This is a genomic window from Metabacillus crassostreae (genome assembly GCF_016908395.1).
Classification (GTDB): domain Bacteria; phylum Bacillota; class Bacilli; order Bacillales; family Bacillaceae; genus Metabacillus; species Metabacillus crassostreae.
In genome coordinates, this window is the sequence record NZ_JAFBDU010000006.1 from 17,975 (window position 1) to 33,882 (window position 15,908).

The 15,908-nt window shown below is 34.4% G+C and carries 17 protein-coding genes; 13 read left to right on the top strand and 4 right to left on the bottom strand.

Features of this window, described 5'->3' with window-relative positions:
• Window positions 1-150 precede the first annotated feature (150 nt).
• From yutH to thrB, 5 genes are all read left to right on the top strand, one after another.
• Window positions 151-1,161 carry a spore coat putative kinase YutH gene (yutH, locus tag JOC75_RS16600; RefSeq protein ID WP_204955121.1) on the top strand — a complete coding sequence of 337 codons (1,011 nt, stop codon included), beginning with the start codon at window positions 151-153 and terminating at the stop codon, window positions 1,159-1,161.
• A gap of 242 nt (window positions 1,162-1,403) precedes the next feature.
• Window positions 1,404-2,375 (top strand): 2-hydroxyacid dehydrogenase, encoded by a 972-nt coding sequence (locus JOC75_RS16605; RefSeq protein ID WP_204955122.1) that lies wholly within the window; start codon window positions 1,404-1,406, stop codon window positions 2,373-2,375.
• A gap of 464 nt (window positions 2,376-2,839) precedes the next feature.
• Complete coding sequence (locus JOC75_RS16610; protein ID WP_204955123.1) at window positions 2,840-4,138, top strand: homoserine dehydrogenase; 1,299 nt, start codon at window positions 2,840-2,842, stop codon at window positions 4,136-4,138.
• Window positions 4,138-5,196: a threonine synthase gene (gene thrC, locus JOC75_RS16615; RefSeq protein WP_146948062.1), complete on the top strand. Its 1,059-nt coding sequence runs from the start codon at window positions 4,138-4,140 to the stop codon at window positions 5,194-5,196. The genes JOC75_RS16610 and thrC overlap by 1 nt, the downstream gene beginning before the upstream one ends.
• The gene (thrB, locus tag JOC75_RS16620; RefSeq protein ID WP_204955124.1) at window positions 5,193-6,113 is read left to right on the top strand and encodes a homoserine kinase; all 921 of its coding nucleotides are present in this window, start codon (window positions 5,193-5,195) and stop codon (window positions 6,111-6,113) included. The genes thrC and thrB overlap by 4 nt, the downstream gene beginning before the upstream one ends.
• An 85-nt stretch (window positions 6,114-6,198) precedes the next feature.
• Here the strand turns inward: thrB and JOC75_RS16625 are convergent, their stop codons facing one another.
• The gene (locus JOC75_RS16625) at window positions 6,199-6,432 is read right to left on the bottom strand and encodes a NifU family protein (RefSeq protein ID WP_146948066.1); all 234 of its coding nucleotides are present in this window, start codon (window positions 6,430-6,432) and stop codon (window positions 6,199-6,201) included.
• Window positions 6,433-6,865: 433 nt separating this feature from the next.
• On the opposite strand from JOC75_RS16625, the gene JOC75_RS16630 reads away from it, so the two are divergent.
• Window positions 6,866-7,192, top strand: coding sequence for a YuzD family protein (locus JOC75_RS16630; protein ID WP_204955125.1), 327 nt, complete (start codon window positions 6,866-6,868; stop codon window positions 7,190-7,192).
• A gap of 82 nt (window positions 7,193-7,274) precedes the next feature.
• On the opposite strand, the gene JOC75_RS16635 is transcribed toward JOC75_RS16630, so the two are convergent.
• A complete protein-coding gene (locus JOC75_RS16635) occupies window positions 7,275-8,342 on the bottom strand; it encodes an NAD(P)/FAD-dependent oxidoreductase (protein WP_204955126.1) in 1,068 nt (355 codons plus the stop codon).
• A gap of 490 nt (window positions 8,343-8,832) precedes the next feature.
• On the opposite strand from JOC75_RS16635, the gene JOC75_RS16640 reads away from it, so the two are divergent.
• Window positions 8,833-9,069 carry a YuzB family protein gene (locus JOC75_RS16640; RefSeq protein ID WP_204955127.1) on the top strand — a complete coding sequence of 79 codons (237 nt, stop codon included), beginning with the start codon at window positions 8,833-8,835 and terminating at the stop codon, window positions 9,067-9,069.
• Between the two features lie 76 nt (window positions 9,070-9,145).
• On the opposite strand, the gene JOC75_RS16645 is transcribed toward JOC75_RS16640, so the two are convergent.
• Window positions 9,146-9,838: a DUF2225 domain-containing protein gene (locus JOC75_RS16645; RefSeq protein ID WP_204955128.1), complete on the bottom strand. Its 693-nt coding sequence runs from the start codon at window positions 9,836-9,838 to the stop codon at window positions 9,146-9,148.
• Window positions 9,839-10,073: 235 nt separating this feature from the next.
• On the opposite strand from JOC75_RS16645, the gene dapF reads away from it, so the two are divergent.
• Entirely contained in the window at window positions 10,074-10,928 is an 855-nt protein-coding gene (gene dapF, locus JOC75_RS16650) for a diaminopimelate epimerase (RefSeq protein WP_204955129.1), read from the top strand.
• 98 nt (window positions 10,929-11,026) lie between these two features.
• Entirely contained in the window at window positions 11,027-11,389 is a 363-nt protein-coding gene (locus tag JOC75_RS16655; RefSeq protein WP_204955130.1) for a HesB/IscA family protein, read from the top strand.
• Window positions 11,390-11,443: 54 nt separating this feature from the next.
• On the opposite strand, the gene yumC is transcribed toward JOC75_RS16655, so the two are convergent.
• Complete coding sequence (yumC, locus tag JOC75_RS16660) at window positions 11,444-12,436, bottom strand: ferredoxin--NADP reductase 2 (protein ID WP_204955131.1); 993 nt, start codon at window positions 12,434-12,436, stop codon at window positions 11,444-11,446.
• Between the two features lie 482 nt (window positions 12,437-12,918).
• On the opposite strand from yumC, the gene JOC75_RS16665 reads away from it, so the two are divergent.
• From JOC75_RS16665 to JOC75_RS16680, 4 genes are all read left to right on the top strand, one after another.
• The gene (locus JOC75_RS16665) at window positions 12,919-14,133 is read left to right on the top strand and encodes an NAD(P)/FAD-dependent oxidoreductase (RefSeq protein WP_146948082.1); all 1,215 of its coding nucleotides are present in this window, start codon (window positions 12,919-12,921) and stop codon (window positions 14,131-14,133) included.
• 270 nt (window positions 14,134-14,403) lie between these two features.
• A complete protein-coding gene (locus JOC75_RS16670) occupies window positions 14,404-14,526 on the top strand; it encodes a YuiA family protein (protein ID WP_204955132.1) in 123 nt (40 codons plus the stop codon).
• Window positions 14,527-14,601: 75 nt separating this feature from the next.
• The gene (locus JOC75_RS16675) at window positions 14,602-14,922 is read left to right on the top strand and encodes a YuiB family protein (protein ID WP_204955133.1); all 321 of its coding nucleotides are present in this window, start codon (window positions 14,602-14,604) and stop codon (window positions 14,920-14,922) included.
• Between the two features lie 231 nt (window positions 14,923-15,153).
• Window positions 15,154-15,879 (top strand): 3D domain-containing protein, encoded by a 726-nt coding sequence (locus JOC75_RS16680; RefSeq protein ID WP_204955134.1) that lies wholly within the window; start codon window positions 15,154-15,156, stop codon window positions 15,877-15,879.
• Window positions 15,880-15,908: the final 29 nt, after the last annotated feature.

Sequence of the window (15,908 nt, forward strand, 5' to 3'; positions counted from 1 at the left end):
TGAAATTGTAATCAGTAAGTGTCTCCTCTTTTTACATATACCCTCTTTACTTCTTCTATAAAACTATAAAACTCCCTGCTTTAATTCATCATAAATAGGTGATCATTTGATTACGATAGAATAAGAACCATTTCTCTGGAGGGGAAAACATTGAAAAAAACAATACATGATGTGTATGGAATAAAAGTAAAGGAGCTTACAAAAGAAGGACAATATGAGACATTTCAATTACATCAATCCCGTTTTTTAATCGTTCCTGCCTCACATATTGATGAAGATGAGCTTTATGAGTTATATCAATTAAGTCAATACATGATAGAAAAAAGAGAACCAAATATCGCAAGCATTGTTTTAACAAAAGAAAATCATCTTTATTTTGAGAAAGATAAAATCAAATATGTCATATTAAAATGTTCACCATATAATCAAGCAAGATTAACTCAGTTAGGTCGTGACTTAGCACGTTTTCACTTAAAGGGTAGAACATATCCTTATCAAGTTTCTAAAACGCAAAGGATTGGGCAGTGGAAATTACTATGGGAAAAACGACTAGATCAATTGGAGAATTTTTGGAGAGGTAAAATACAAAGTCAGCCTTTAACTTCATTTGAAAAGATGTTTGTAGAATCATTTCCTTATTATTTAGGATTAGCAGAAAATGCGATTCAATATTTAGTAGATACTGAATTGGATGAGGAACCACAACCAATTGATTCAGCAACCATTTGTCATCACCGTTTCCATTCAAACACATGGAATGATGTAATGTGTGTAAAATCTCCAATTGATTGGGTTTTTGATCACAGTAGTAGAGATATTGCAGAGTATATGAGATATCTTTATTTTGAAAAGCAAGAAGAGTTCAAATTAAGCGGATATAAGTTTATAGAAGACTATGATCGTACATCACCACTATCTTCTTTCTCATGGAGACTCATTTATAGCAGATTATTATTTCCTATTCATTATTTTGAATGTGTAGAAAGCTACTATTTAGCAGGAGACGACATGAAGCCTGTATTAGAGGACAGGATGGAGGAAATTCTTAAATCTTCTGGTCATTATGAATCCTTTTTACGAAGTTACTCAAGTATGCTCTCTATGAGAACAAAGAGAATTCAATTACCAGCTGTAGATTGGTTAGTGAATATCGGGCATTAACTTTTTGAAGAGGCTGGAAGTTCTAACGTCCAGCCTCTAACTTATCACAACTTGATTTCATAGCTTATGATAAAATAGACTATAAGATTTTATGCTCACTTTTAACGTTAATCCAAGCTTTTAATCACATCTACTGGCATTTTGCTTTAAGAAAGTCTTATAAAGACATGATTACATACATAGTTACCAAGCAACCAAATCCTAAAAGAAAGTATCTTTAATATTGTTGAGGGGTGTGTATATTGACAAAGCCTTATATTTTTATAACTAGAAAATGTTCAGAACAGCAGGTAAAAGACTTATATGAGATCGCAGATGTTGAAATGTGGCCAGAAGAGGAAGTTCCTTGTCCTAGAGAAATATTAGTAGAAAAAGCAAAAAAGGCAGATGGTCTTTTAACAATGCTCTCTGACTCGATTGATCAAGAATTATTAGATGTTGCGACAAACTTAAAAGTTGTTGCAAACTTAGCAGTTGGTTTTGATAATATTGACATTACGTATGCAGAAGCAAAAGGAATTGTCGTTTGTCATACACCAGATATTTTAACTGATACTACAGCAGATTTAACATTTGGTCTGTTACTGTCAACAGCAAGGAGATTGATAGAAGCAGCAGATTATGTGAAAAATAATCAGTGGAAAAGTTGGGGGCCATTACTTTTAGCAGGTCATGATGTACATCATAAAACAATTGGTATTGTTGGTATGGGGAAAATAGGACAAGCCTTAGCAAAGCGTGCTACAGGATTTGAAATGGATATTCTTTATCATAACCGTTCTAGAAATAGTGAAGCTGAAGAGTCATTAGGAGCAAAATATTGTTCCTTAGATGAATTATTACAAGCATCAGACTTTGTTGTATGCCTTACTCCACTAACGAATGACACTAAAGAGCTATTTAATAGGAAATCATTTCAGAAAATGAAATCTACAGCAATTTTTATTAATGCAGGTCGTGGGGCTGTCGTTAATGAGCAAGATTTATACGAAGCTTTAACACATAAAGAAATTGCTGGTGCAGGTTTGGATGTATTTACGAAAGAACCAATTTCAGCAGACCATCCCCTTGTAGGATTACCTAATGTCTTAGCATTACCACATATAGGAAGCGCTAGTGTTGAAACGAGATTGTCGATGATCGAACTGTGTGCTGCAAATATTTATGCAGTCTTAACAGGAATGGAACCTAAGACAAGGGTTAAAGTAAAATAATATTTTCGTACAAAAAAAGGTATGTAGTCTAATCTTTTCTTCGATGAGATTTTTGCTGTCTTCAATAGATTATTTGTTTTTGTCTACTAATTTTAAGAACTAGTGTAATGGAGCGGAAGAGATTAAGACACCTACCGGAATAGAGGAAATGCTAGGACCCCACAGGCATAGCTTCCACCTCTGGCTAATGGAGTGTCTGCAGCGCAATGGAACGAACTTATTTTTCCACCTAATTGCTTTTTATTTGTCGTTTCATTACTTGGTTCCTAGCTACGATTAATTTTATAAAAAGAAATTATTAAATTTAATCCTTAATGCAACAATCATGTAAACGTTTTCTTTTAAAAAACTGAAAATTCACCCTTGTAAAACAGTTATAAGCATTTTATAATGACAAGTATATCATTAGTGTCTTTTAAGAGAGAACAATTGTACTCTATAGATGAACAAAAGGAGTGGGAAGTGTGAAAGCAATTCATGTAGGACTTTTAGGACTTGGAACGGTTGGAAGTGGTGTTGTTAAGATAATCGAAGATCACCAAGATAAATTAATGCATCAAGTTGGTTGTCCAGTGCAAGTAAAGAAGGTTCTTGTTAAAAATATAGAAAAAGATCGCCAAGTTCATATTAGTAAAGAAATGCTTACAACGAACGTTGAGGATGTTATAAATAATCCTGATATAGATGTTGTTATTGAAGTAATGGGTGGAGTGGAAGAAACTCGCCAGCATTTAATTGATGCTCTAAAAGCTAAAAAACATGTAGTAACAGCAAATAAAGATTTAATGGCAGTGTACGGAACAGAATTACTTTCAATTGCTACTGAAAATGGCTGTGATTTATTTTATGAAGCAAGTGTAGCGGGGGGAATCCCAATTCTACGTAGTTTAGTTGATGGTTTAGCATCAGACAGAATTACAAAAATGATGGGAATTGTGAACGGAACAACGAACTTCATACTAACAAAGATGACTAAGCTTGGAAGTGCTTATGATGAAGTATTGAAGGAAGCACAAGATCTTGGTTATGCAGAATCTGATCCTACATCAGATGTAGAAGGATTAGATGCAGCTAGAAAAATGGCGATTCTTGCAAGACTAGGATTTTCTATGCATGTTGATTTAGAAGATGTAAGTGTTAAAGGGATTTCAAGTGTAACAGATGATGATATTAGCTATAGTAAACGTCTTGGATATACAATGAAGCTTATCGGTATTGCACAACGTGAAAATGGCAAGATTGAAGTTGCTGTTGAACCAACACTTTTACCTGAGACTCATCCATTAGCTGCTGTAAATGATGAATTTAATGCAGTTTATGTTTATGGAGAAGCAGTAGGAGAAACTATGTTTTACGGACCAGGTGCAGGAAGTCTTCCTACTGCAACAGCTGTTGTTTCAGATTTAGTAGGAGTAATGAAAAATATGAGATTAGGTGTTAATGGCCGCAGTGCAGTAGCACCACAATTTGAAAAACAATTAAAAAGTCCAGAACATATTTACGCACAGCATTTCTTACGTATAAGTGCGAAAGATCAGGTTGGAGCATTTTCAAATATTACCTCTCTTTTCTCAGAACGAGGAGTAAGCTTTGAGAAAATCCTCCAGCTTCCTATTAAAAATAGTAATCTAGCAGAAATTGTTATTGTGACACATAAAGCATCTCAAAGTGATTTTGAAGAAATTTTACAGCGTTTAAATGATTTGCCTGTTGTTGAAGAAGTGAAAAGTACTTATAGAGTGGAAGGGAACGGTTCGATATGATGTGGAAGGGACTTATTCAGGAGTTCGAGGAATTTTTACCTGTAACAGAAAATACGCCTAGATTAACTTTGCAAGAAGGAAATACACCACTTATTCATTTACCTAAGCTTTCTGAAAAGCTTGGAATTGAATTGTATGTTAAAACAGAAGGTACAAATCCTACAGGCTCTTTTAAAGATCGTGGAATGGTTATGGCCGTTGCTAAAGCTAAAGAAGCTGGCAGCGATACAGTTATTTGTGCGTCAACTGGTAATACTTCAGCAGCAGCAGCAGCTTATGCTGCAAGAGCAAATATGAAGTGTATCGTATTGATTCCAGACGGTAAAATTGCCTTTGGTAAGCTAGCACAAGCCGTTATGTATGGTGCAGAAATTTATGCGATTCAAGGAAACTTTGACCATGCATTAACAATGGTCCGAAATATTAGTGAAAAATTACCGATTACTTTAGTAAACTCTGTTAATCCATATCGTATTGAAGGTCAAAAAACAGCAGCTTTTGAAGTATGTGAGCAGCTTGGAAGTGCACCAGATTATTTAGCTATTCCAGTTGGAAATGCAGGAAATATTACGGCTTACTGGAAAGGCTTTAAAGAATATAACGAGAAGAAGCAAACAGGTTTACCAATTATTCATGGCTTCCAGGCTGAAGGGGCAGCAGCAATTGTTAGAGGTGAGCCGATTGAGAACCCAGAAACAATTGCAACAGCGATTCGTATCGGAAATCCAGCTAGCTGGGAAACGGCTGTAAGAGCTAAAGAAGAGTCTAACGGTAAAATTGATTCTGTTACAGATGAAGAAATTATTGAAGCGTATCAGTTAATTGCTCGTGAAGAGGGAGTATTCGCGGAGCCAGGCTCATGTGCATCAATTGCTGGATTAATTAAACATCGTAAATTAGGGTTAATTAAAGAAGGTAGTAAAGTTGTCGCTGTATTAACTGGAAATGGCTTAAAAGATCCTAACACAGCAATTGATGTTTCTGAAATCAAGCCACTTGTTTTACCTAATGATGAAGAGGTTTTTCTGCAGCAATTGACTGGAGTAGCAGTTCGATGAAAGAAGGAGAGATGTTAAAGATTACAGTGCCAGGTAGTACGGCTAATTTAGGACCAGGTTTCGATTCGATTGGCCTTGCACTTGGTAAATATTTAACTCTTGAAGTCAAGGCAGCCAAACAAATACGTTTCATACCAATGACAGAGGATGTTAAGGATATTCCGACAAATGAGGATAATCTTATTGCTAAAGTTGCTTTAAAAGTTGCATCCATGCATAACAAACCTTTACCAGCGTGTGAGGTAAAGGTTTGGAGCGAAATTCCGATGGCAAGAGGTATTGGAAGTAGTGCAGCAGCTATAATAGCAGGGATTGAATTAGCTAATCAGCTTTGTCAGCTACAATTAACGAACGATGATAAACTAAGAATCTCAAGCCTTGAAGAAGGTCATCCAGATAATGTGGGGGCATCTCTTTACGGAGGGTTGGTAATAGGTCTTCATGAACAGGAACAAACTGAAATAATTTGTGTGAAGAATATCGATGTTGATGCAGTAGTTGTTGTACCAAAATATGAGGTATTCACTAGTGATGCAAGAAATGTATTACCTCAAGTTTTAGAATATAAAACCGCTGTTGAAGCAAGTGCAATAGGTAATATGCTAGTGGCAGGTTTAATGACGAACAATTGGCCACTAGTAGGAAAGATGATGAATAAGGATTTATTTCATCAACCATATCGCTCAACCCTTATTCCTGAAATTAAGTTAGTTCAAGAAAAAATGGCTGAACTTGGTGCATATGGTTCTGCATTAAGTGGAGCTGGTCCAACAGTGATCTGTTTTATTGAAAAAGGAAAAGGCAATACTTTAGCGAAAAAGCTAGCTGCTGATTTCACTGATTGTGATGTAGAACATTTAAGTATTGATCTAGAAGGTTGCAAAGTTGAGCTAACTCAAGAAGTAAAAAGTGTATAAGATAAAAAGGACTGACAATTGTCAGTCCTTTTTCGAATGGCCTTTAAAGTAGAAAAGCACTTTGTTTAAATGCCTGTAGATCTTATTAAAATACCTGTTCTACTTCAATAATACCTGGTACTTCTTCTAATAGTGCACGCTCTATACCAGCTTTTAATGTGATTGTTGAGCTTGGGCAGCTTCCACAAGCACCTAAAAGACGTAGCTTAACAATTCCATCCTCTACATCAACTAATTCACAATCTCCTCCATCGCGAAGTAAGAAGGGACGTAGTTTATCTAGAACTTCTTGAACCTGATCATTAATAGTTGCTTCCATTCAAATCAAACTCCTTTCTTTCCTTAATCATATTATATTTGAAATGTCGCAAAAAATCTAATCGAAAGATTAAAATATATTGCCATTTTATTCCTGTGTATATAAAAAGATTATTCTAAATGCGAAAATTAAAGAATTAACCCTTTGGTACTATATTATCATAAATATCGCTCAAGGTAACGAAAATTGCTCCATTTTGCTTGTGACATACGTTTTACGGAGAAGGAAGCTGTGAATCTCTTCATCTTCTCCTTTGGTATTTGGCTTACCTCTATACTCGAAGGAGTGAAGTTTTAGATTACCTTACCGCTATTAGCCTCAATCTTTGAAGCAGAGTGAAAAGTAGATTTTTTAGAATGATATTTCCATGATAAGAATGGTCATAATTCCATTATTCGAATACAATGGAGAAAAAGAAGTGTAGGTGTGATGGATGAAAACTGTGGAAATTTGCGTGTATGGAGCTGAGATTCTTTGTCCAAGCTGTGTGAATTTGCCGTCAGCTAAAGAAACTTATGAATGGCTAGAGGCAGCGCTTAAAAGGAAGTATAAAGATCAGCACTTTAAAATAGCTTATGTTGACATACATGAGCCCCCGAATGATCCAGAGAAAAAAGAGTTTGCTGAAAAAATTTTAGAAGATGAGTATTTCTATCCTCTTGTTGTGATAGAAGGTAATGTAGTTGGTGAGGGAAGTCCGCGGTTAAAAAGGATATATGAAGAATTTGATAAATATGGTTATGTGAGCACTACACCTTAATTTTCTCAAAAAAAGAGGATAATTATAAAAGGGAGTCAAAATGTCGTCATCCTTTATATAATTATCCTCTTGTCTATTTAGTTTATCCGTTATGATATTTATACATCCAAAGTACACCAGATTTAAGTAGACGTGGTACACGCCCCATTAAAGGTCGATCATTTACAAGCCCGAAGCCTTGTTTTTTACCTAATGACCCTAGAACACCTTTTAATTTAAAAGGTGGGAATGATTCTGGTAGTGGCTGATTATTCCATTTCTTTAGTAAAACCTGAACAATCTGCTCTGCTTGTGCTTCTGCTAATTGTGCACTTGGTGCGTGGGGTAAGCTTGCACAATCACCCAGAACAAATGCATCTTCAAAATTTGGAATAAAATGCTGTGTTGTTAATATAACTCGACCTTGGCTGTCTTTTTCGACAGGTAGATCACGGACAACCTGATTAGGCTGAATACCAGCAGTCCAAACAATTACATCACAATCAAATGGTTGATCATGATTATAGACAACATTCGGTTCAACTTTGGTAATGTTGGCGCCACTAATAATTTCAACACCATGCTCTGTAAACCATTTCTCAACATAACTACTTAATCTTTCAGGGAAGCTAGACAAAATATGTTTACTGCGATCAAATAATTTAATGTTTAGATCTTTGCGGCTTTCTCTAAGCTCACTTGCAAGCTCAACACCACTTAAACCAGCACCAACAATAGCGACAGTAGCATCTGCAGATAAGTTATTTAGCTTTTGATACGTGCTACGAGATTGATCAATTGTTTGAATACTATAAGTAAATTCATCAGCGCCTGGGACATTATGATATTTATCTTCACAACCCAAACCGATAATTAAGTCGTCATAAGGAATGGTATCTTCGTTTTCTAAAACTACTTCCTTTTTTTCGAGATCAACAGAAATAACATTTCCGAATTTTGAATGAAGACGAGGGTGCTCTGGAAAAGAAACTCGAATATGATTGTCAGAAATTGTTCCTGCAGCCAATGCATAGTATTCGGTTTTAAGACAATGATAAGGATTTCTATCAACAAGTGTTATTTGAACATCATCAGGCAGTTGGTTTGGTAAAAGTCTTAAAAGGACACGCATTCCGCCGTACCCGCCGCCAAGAATCACTAGGTTTTTCATATTTGATACTCCTTTTTCCCCACGTTTTTATAAAGTATGAGAGTAGTTATAGCATTAATTAAGTCTTAAGTGGTATGTTAAGGTCGAGAATCAATTACACCATAGGACTAACTGCAAACTTATAATAATTTAATTATAACGAAATTTTTTGGACATGTATCTTATAATTTAGTCATTTTTTTATGAAATATGAAAAAAAGAAAGTGGACTAGATAATAAAAAAATATAACCCTCTCTTATACAAAATACCATAAAAAAGTATATCGAATTTCGTATAAAATCACAACATATTCTTAATAAAACGTTTTCTTTAATAGTAAAATTTTACTTATCTTAAATTAGTAGAACACAATTAACGTTAGATGTAGGTTGAATAGTTATGCTCTATATATTATAAGGTTGAAATTAGTTAAGTATGAAAGGTAATAATAAAGTTTGACGTAATTGCTGATACCTATTAGGATAGAAATTAAATAGAGAGGTGTGAAGAATGAAGCCGATAATTGAATTTTGTATTAGTAATTTGGCAAATGGTTCTCAAGCTGCTTTAGAAATACTTGAGAAAGATCCAAATTTAGATATTATAGAATATGGCTGTCTTAGTTATTGTGGCAAATGCTACAGTTCATTATATGCGTTAGTAAATGGAGAAATTGTTACAGGAGATAATCCAGAAGGTCTAGTTGAAAATATCTATACGTACTTAGAAGAAAACCCTATGTTTTAAATTCCTTACTAAAAGAGCTGATACAGTAGTGAAGATAAGATAATTCACTTTGATCAGCTATTTATATTTGTCCCTTTTAGCCTGACTTTTGCTCGCGCATTTCTGACCAACGATCTTTTGCCATTTGGACAATTCCTTTTTCGACTGTATCTTTTTGTTTTTCAATAACTCTTGAGAAATATCTTGTAGCTTGCACGTGATTGTCGACACGACGGCTAAGCTCTCCAATAATATATAATAGCTTAACCTCAGATAAATGAGTTTCAGAATAGTCACTATTCATATAAGATTTAAGATACTCTTCTAATGCAAGACGCAAAAAACGCTTCTCTTCTGCTATGTTTACTTCTTCTGTTCGGTATAACCATGATAAGCGCAGATATAGTCCAGCTAACGCAATATTCTTTTCTTTTTTTATAGTGGCACAGTAAATGGCTAATTTATAAGAGTTTATTGCAGTTTCTAAAGATCGCTCATCACAATAGAACTTATTGTTCCAGTTTGTAGAGATTTTCTCTTGGATAGCTTCCATAGTCATTGGTGGAAAGTAATTGCTAGATTCCTCAGTGGAAGAAAATCCACATGATGGACAAACATGGACATAATATAGAAGTGGATTTATCTTCGTAGAAATATAAAAAGAACAAAAGTCTGTATCATGTTTATGAGCACGAATGTACCTAGAAAGTACCTTTTTAGTAGTGTATGAAGTTTTACAAATATAACAATCGACTTTCCTGTCATATAAATAGTCAAGGTTCTTTTCCATTCGGATCACTTCCTTTTACCTATAAAAGTCATAATGAATTATACCTATAAGAAAAGTATACCAAATAAATAAGGAAAAGGAACTATTTTCAGGAAGGAAATTGGTCTTAAATTAAAAATAAAAGCTCTCTGTTATAAACAGTGAGCTTTTACTTATATAAAACGGGGGATATTTATATTGTGTTCATATTTCCAACATTTTATACTAATAAAAACGAAGAAATTTGGAGGCAGCAATGAAATCATTTAAATTCACTAAAATGCACGGATTAGGTAATAATTATATATATGTTAATACTTTTGAGGAAAATTTAGACGAAGAAAAATTACCGGATATTGCTGTAAAAGTTTCAAATGTTAATACTGGCATAGGATCTGATGGATTGATCTTAATATGTCCTTCAGATAAGGCTGATGTTAAAATGAGAATTTTCAATAATGATGGATCAGAAGGTAAGAACTGTGGAAATGGATTACGCTGTGTAGCTAAGTATGCCTATGAACATAAGTTAGTGACCGAAACAACATTTAAAATCGAAACGCTGTCAGGATTAGTTGAAGCTAGCTTGGAGATTGAAAATGAAATGGTTAAGCTAATTACGGTTGATATGGGTGAACCTAGACTGTTAAAATCACAAATTCCAATGCTGGGTCAAGCTAATGATAAGGCAATTGATGAGGAAATGGTTTTCAGTGGACATACTTTAAGAGGTACAACAGTATCTATGGGTAACCCACATGTTATTTTTTATGTAGACGATATTAATGAAGCGCCAGTAACAACATTAGGTCCAATTATTGAAAAAGATCGCTGTTTTCCGGAAGGAGTTAATGTGGAGTTCGTTGAGGTTGTTTCAAAAAACGAATTGCACTTTAGAGTTTGGGAAAGAGGCTCAGGTGTCACTCAAGCTTGTGGAACAGGTGCATGTGCAGCAGTTGTATCTTCAGTACTAAATCATCACACTGTACAAGGAGAATTAACAACCGTTCATTTAGCTGGTGGTGATCTTCATATTAATTGGACATCTGAAGGAAATGTACTTATGACAGGTCCAGCAGAGGTTATATGTACAGGAACGTTTTACCTTTAACAATCTAGAAGCTTGGTCGGTTCAAATATTTGAGTGATTGCATACCTTAGATTATAATAAAAGGATAATCCTTTCAGAAAAAGCAAGGAGGTATAAATATGACTGAGATTGTTAGTATATCTGAAGCAGCAGCTTTTCAAATAAAAGATATGATGAAAGAAAGTGAAGAAGAACAGGCTTATCTTCGCGTTGGAGTTAAAGGCGGAGGCTGTAGTGGTCTTTCTTATGGCATGGGCTTTGAACATGAAATAACAGATGAAGATGAAATTTTAGAGCAACATGGTTTAACAATTCTTATAAAAAAAGAGGACGCACCTATTCTCAATGGCACACAAATTGATTATAAGCAATCCATGATGGGTGGAGGATTCACTATCGAAAATCCTAATGCGATCGCTAACTGTGGCTGTGGATCTTCATTTAGAACAGCAGCTAACACTGGGACTCCAGAAGAATGTTAATTTAAAAAACGACTGACAATATTGTCAGTCGTTTTTGGTTAGTTCTATTTTAATTTAGTTAAATAAACTCGTACTGTGCAGTGGTTGAACTTTAGCTTTAGGATCCATATAAGCCTTTGCGTTATTAACTGCTGTTGGAGCTTCTCCAAAGCCACTCGCTATTAGCTTAACTTTTCCATCATATGTACAGATATCTCCTGCAGCGTAGATGCCTTCAATATTTGTTTCCATTTTAGAATTAACAACAATTGAATTTTTCTCAATTTCTAATCCCCAATTTTTAATTGGTCCTAACGATGAGACAAAGCCGTAATTGATAATGAGATCATCGATATCTAATACTTCCTTACGATCTCCTTTAACTTCTTCTAAAACGATTTGCTTTATTGATTCGTCTCCAATCAATTCTGTTGGTACAAAAGGTGTGACAACATTAACCTTGGAGTTCATTAGTAATTCGACACTATGTTCATGTGCTCTGAATTTATCTCTCCGATGAATAAGAGCAACACTTTCTGCAATTGGTTCAAGCATTAATGCCCAATCTACTGCAGAATCTCCTCCACCGCACAGAGCAACACGTTTTCCAGCAAACTTATTTAAATCATCTACAAAATAATGTAGATTAGCATTTTCGTACTTAGTCGCATCCTCAATTTCAAGCTTTCGAGGTTTAAATGCTCCATTACCAGCTGTAATGATTATTGTTTTTGTATAGTGAATTTCACTATTAGTCGTTAACTTAAATACACCATCGGCTTGTTTTTCAACTTCTTCAACTGCTTGTTCTAGGGAAACAGTAGGTGAGAATTGATTCATCTGTTCTTTCAAATTATCCACAAGCTCCTGTGCTCTTACTTTAGGAAAACCCGCTACATCATAAATATACTTTTCTGGATATAGAGCAGATAGCTGACCGCCCAGCTGTGGAAGACTTTCGATGATTTTTACACTTGCCTGCCTCATTCCACCATAAAAAGCAGTAAATAATCCAACAGGTCCTCCACCAATAATGGTGATATCATAAACTTTAGTATCTTCTTTCACATGAGCTCCTCCTTTTATCGTTCGAATGCTTATTAGGGAAATCTTAACATAATACATCGTTACATTACATTTAGTGTGTTCAAAAATCTTAAATGTCTCTAGTTTAAGTGTGATTTTTCTTGGAGAATATTTTATGAAAATCCTTACATTTTGTAGATGTAGTTATAAATTGTAAGTGTTTTATGGCTTTTTAGCAATAAAAGTGGTAGGTATTATACTTCTTTTTCGTGAAAAAACAAACCATGTTGTTAGAAAAAATTACTTGAAAAATGTTCATTATATATATATGATTGGATATAGGTGTAATTATATATATTTATACGTATTTATAAAATTTTTATATTCGTATGCATAGGTAAGTGAATGATTTCACAAAGTTTTATTTCTTTAAATCAAAATAAAAAGTTGTATTTCAGTGGATTATAGATAATAGACATAATTCGAGCATTACAACAACTTTAGAGTAAAGGTGGATGTATTCGTTGAGAAAGCCAAGAATTGTCGTTTTAGGTGCAGGTTATGGTGGATTAATTACAGTTACACGATTACAAAAGCAAGTCGGTGTTGACGAAGCAGAAATTACATTAATAAATAAAAATGACTATCATTATGAAACTACATGGTTACATGAAGCTTCAGCAGGAACTTTACATCATGATAAAGCTCGTTATCAAATTAAAGATATTATTGATAACAGTAGAGTGAATTTTGTTCAAGACACTGTTGTTTCTATTGATAAAGAAGCAAAAAAAGTTGTCATGACAAATGGAGAAGTAGAATATGACTATTTAGTTATTTCTCTAGGTGCTCACCCAGAAACATTTGGTATCCAAGGCTTAAAAGAGTTTGCATTCGGAATTACAAGCATTGATTCTGCTCGCCAACTACGTGAGCATATCGAATACCAATTCGCTACATATAACATGGAAGCGGAGAAGAAAGATGAGCGTTTAACAATTGTTGTTGGTGGCGCTGGCTTTACTGGAATTGAATTCCTTGGAGAATTAGGAAACAGAATTCCAGAGCTTTGTAAAGAGTATGATGTAGATTTTAATAAAGTTCGTATTATCTGTGTGGAAGCAGCACCAACAGCTTTACCAGGCTTTGATCCTGAATTAGTTGACTACGCAGTTAACCATTTACAGAAAAAAGGCGTAGAATTCATGATTGGTACAGCAATTAAGGAATGTATTGAAGAAGGTATCATCGTTGCTAAAGGTGAAGAGCTTGAGACAATTAAAGCTGGTACTGTTGTATGGGCAGCAGGTGTACGTGGTAATAGCGTTGTTGAAGAAGCAGGCTTTGAAAACATGCGTGGTCGTGTAAAAGTTGATGGTTTCTTACGTGCTCCAGGTCATGATGATGTATTTATCATTGGTGATTGTGCATTAATCATTAACGAAGAAATTAACCGTCCATATCCTCCAACAGCTCAAATTGCGATGCAACAAGGTGAGGTATGTGCGAAAAACTTATCTGTAGCAATTCGTGAGCGCGGTGAAATGGCTACATTTACTCCGGATATTAAAGGCTCTGTTGCATCATTAGGAGAACATGATGCAGTTGGTGTTGTATTTGGTAAAAAGTTAGTTGGTACAAAAGCATCATTTATGAAAAAGATGATCGATAACCGTGCATTATTCATGGTTGGTGGACCTTCATTAGTAGTGAAAAAAGGGAAATTTAATATTCTATAAAAAGCAACACTAAAGGACAAGGGCTCATGCTCTTGTCTTTTTTTATAAGCAGTAAATATACCTAATGTAATATGGCTCTTAGGTCTTCTTTTCTACTTAAGAAAAATATGTATTTATATTTTCTAAATAGTAAGAAAATTAAAGAGGAATAAAGTATGATCTGTATGTATTCGCTTACATAAACAATTTTGTCAGAATATCTCCCTTTATAATTGTCAGAATAATTGGTATATTATCTAAAACAATTCATTTTCCAAAGGGGAGACGTTTATGAATACAACAGAGGTTAAAACTAAGGAATGTCCCTATTGTTCTGGTAAAGGGTATTTTCAGCTAATGCTCGGTGGATCTGAAACATGTGGAAGCTGCGAAGGCACAGGTAAGAAGTCATAAAACGTTCACTGACTTTCAATTGACTGTCGTTCAATCGTCCTTTACACTAATAATGGTGTAATGGAGGTGATAGCGATGTTAAGCTTACCTGTTTTATTAATATCAATGCTTTTATTTTTAGTTTTATTTTTTGGAATCGGCTTTTTATTAAATATGCTTTTACGTATGTCATGGATAATGGCAATTATATATCCTATAGTTTGTATTTTTATTATAGATGATGTGAGATTTATACAATATTTCCAAAATCCTGGTGAATCTTTTACTGAACTAGGTAATAAAATAACCTCACTTGCTCTTGCTGACTTATTAATCTTATCTTCTGGCTTAATAGGTGCAATTCTTGCAGGAGTTACAATTAAAATGCTGCGTAAAAGAGGCTATCAAATGTTTTAAACATATACTTAATACAAGCTTCGCATCAAAATATGATGTGAGGCTATTTGCGTTATATAGGGGAATATATTGACGCCAGGAACCCTTATTAACAAGGATTTGAAAAGGTGCAAAAAGTTGTAAAATTACTCCTGCTAAACTCTCAATATATAGTTTTTTTTCATTATTTATGAATACTTTCTTGCAAATTAGGGAACGAATAAATTTGTGAGAGGAGTGGAAAGTAAATATATGATAAGTATAAAGAGAGTAAGTAAAAGAATTATTATGACTTTATTATTTTTAGGTGCATTAACGACTACATTTGAAGCTATATCAGGTGTTAAAGCAAAGGACATTGCAAACTGGTATGGATATGATCAATTAAGTTCAGGATATAATGATAGTGTTAATCAGTCAGAGGAGAAAGATACATTTAAGTTTTTGGGACTTTCTTTCAAATCATTAAGAAGTGAGCCTACTGTTACCAAAGAAATTTCTTCAAGTGTAGAAGCGGTGAATCATGATGTTTCATTGGAGGATGCTTTTGACTGGTCGAAGTTCCCAACAAAAAAAGTTGTCGCAACTGGATATACAGCAGGTGTAGAATCAACAGGTAAAAACCCTGATCACCCAAGTTATGGAATTACATATTCAGGAGTAAAGGTAAAGCGTGATTTATACTCTACTGTTGCTGCAGATCTAGATGTGTTTCCATTAGGAACAATCTTATTTATTCCAGGTTATGGGTATGGTGTTGTAGCAGATAAAGGTGGGGCAATAAAAGGGAATAAATTAGATCTCTTTTATGAAACAGTATCTGAGGTTTACAATGATTGGGGCAAGAAGCATTTAGATGTATATGTTGTCGAGATGGGTGATGGCACAATAACAGAACAAGAATTAGAAAAGCTAAACAATGATGAATCCATGCAGGTATTTAGACAAAAGTATATAAAAGATAAAACAAAAAGCTAATGGATTCATCCATTAGCTTTTTCAATTTC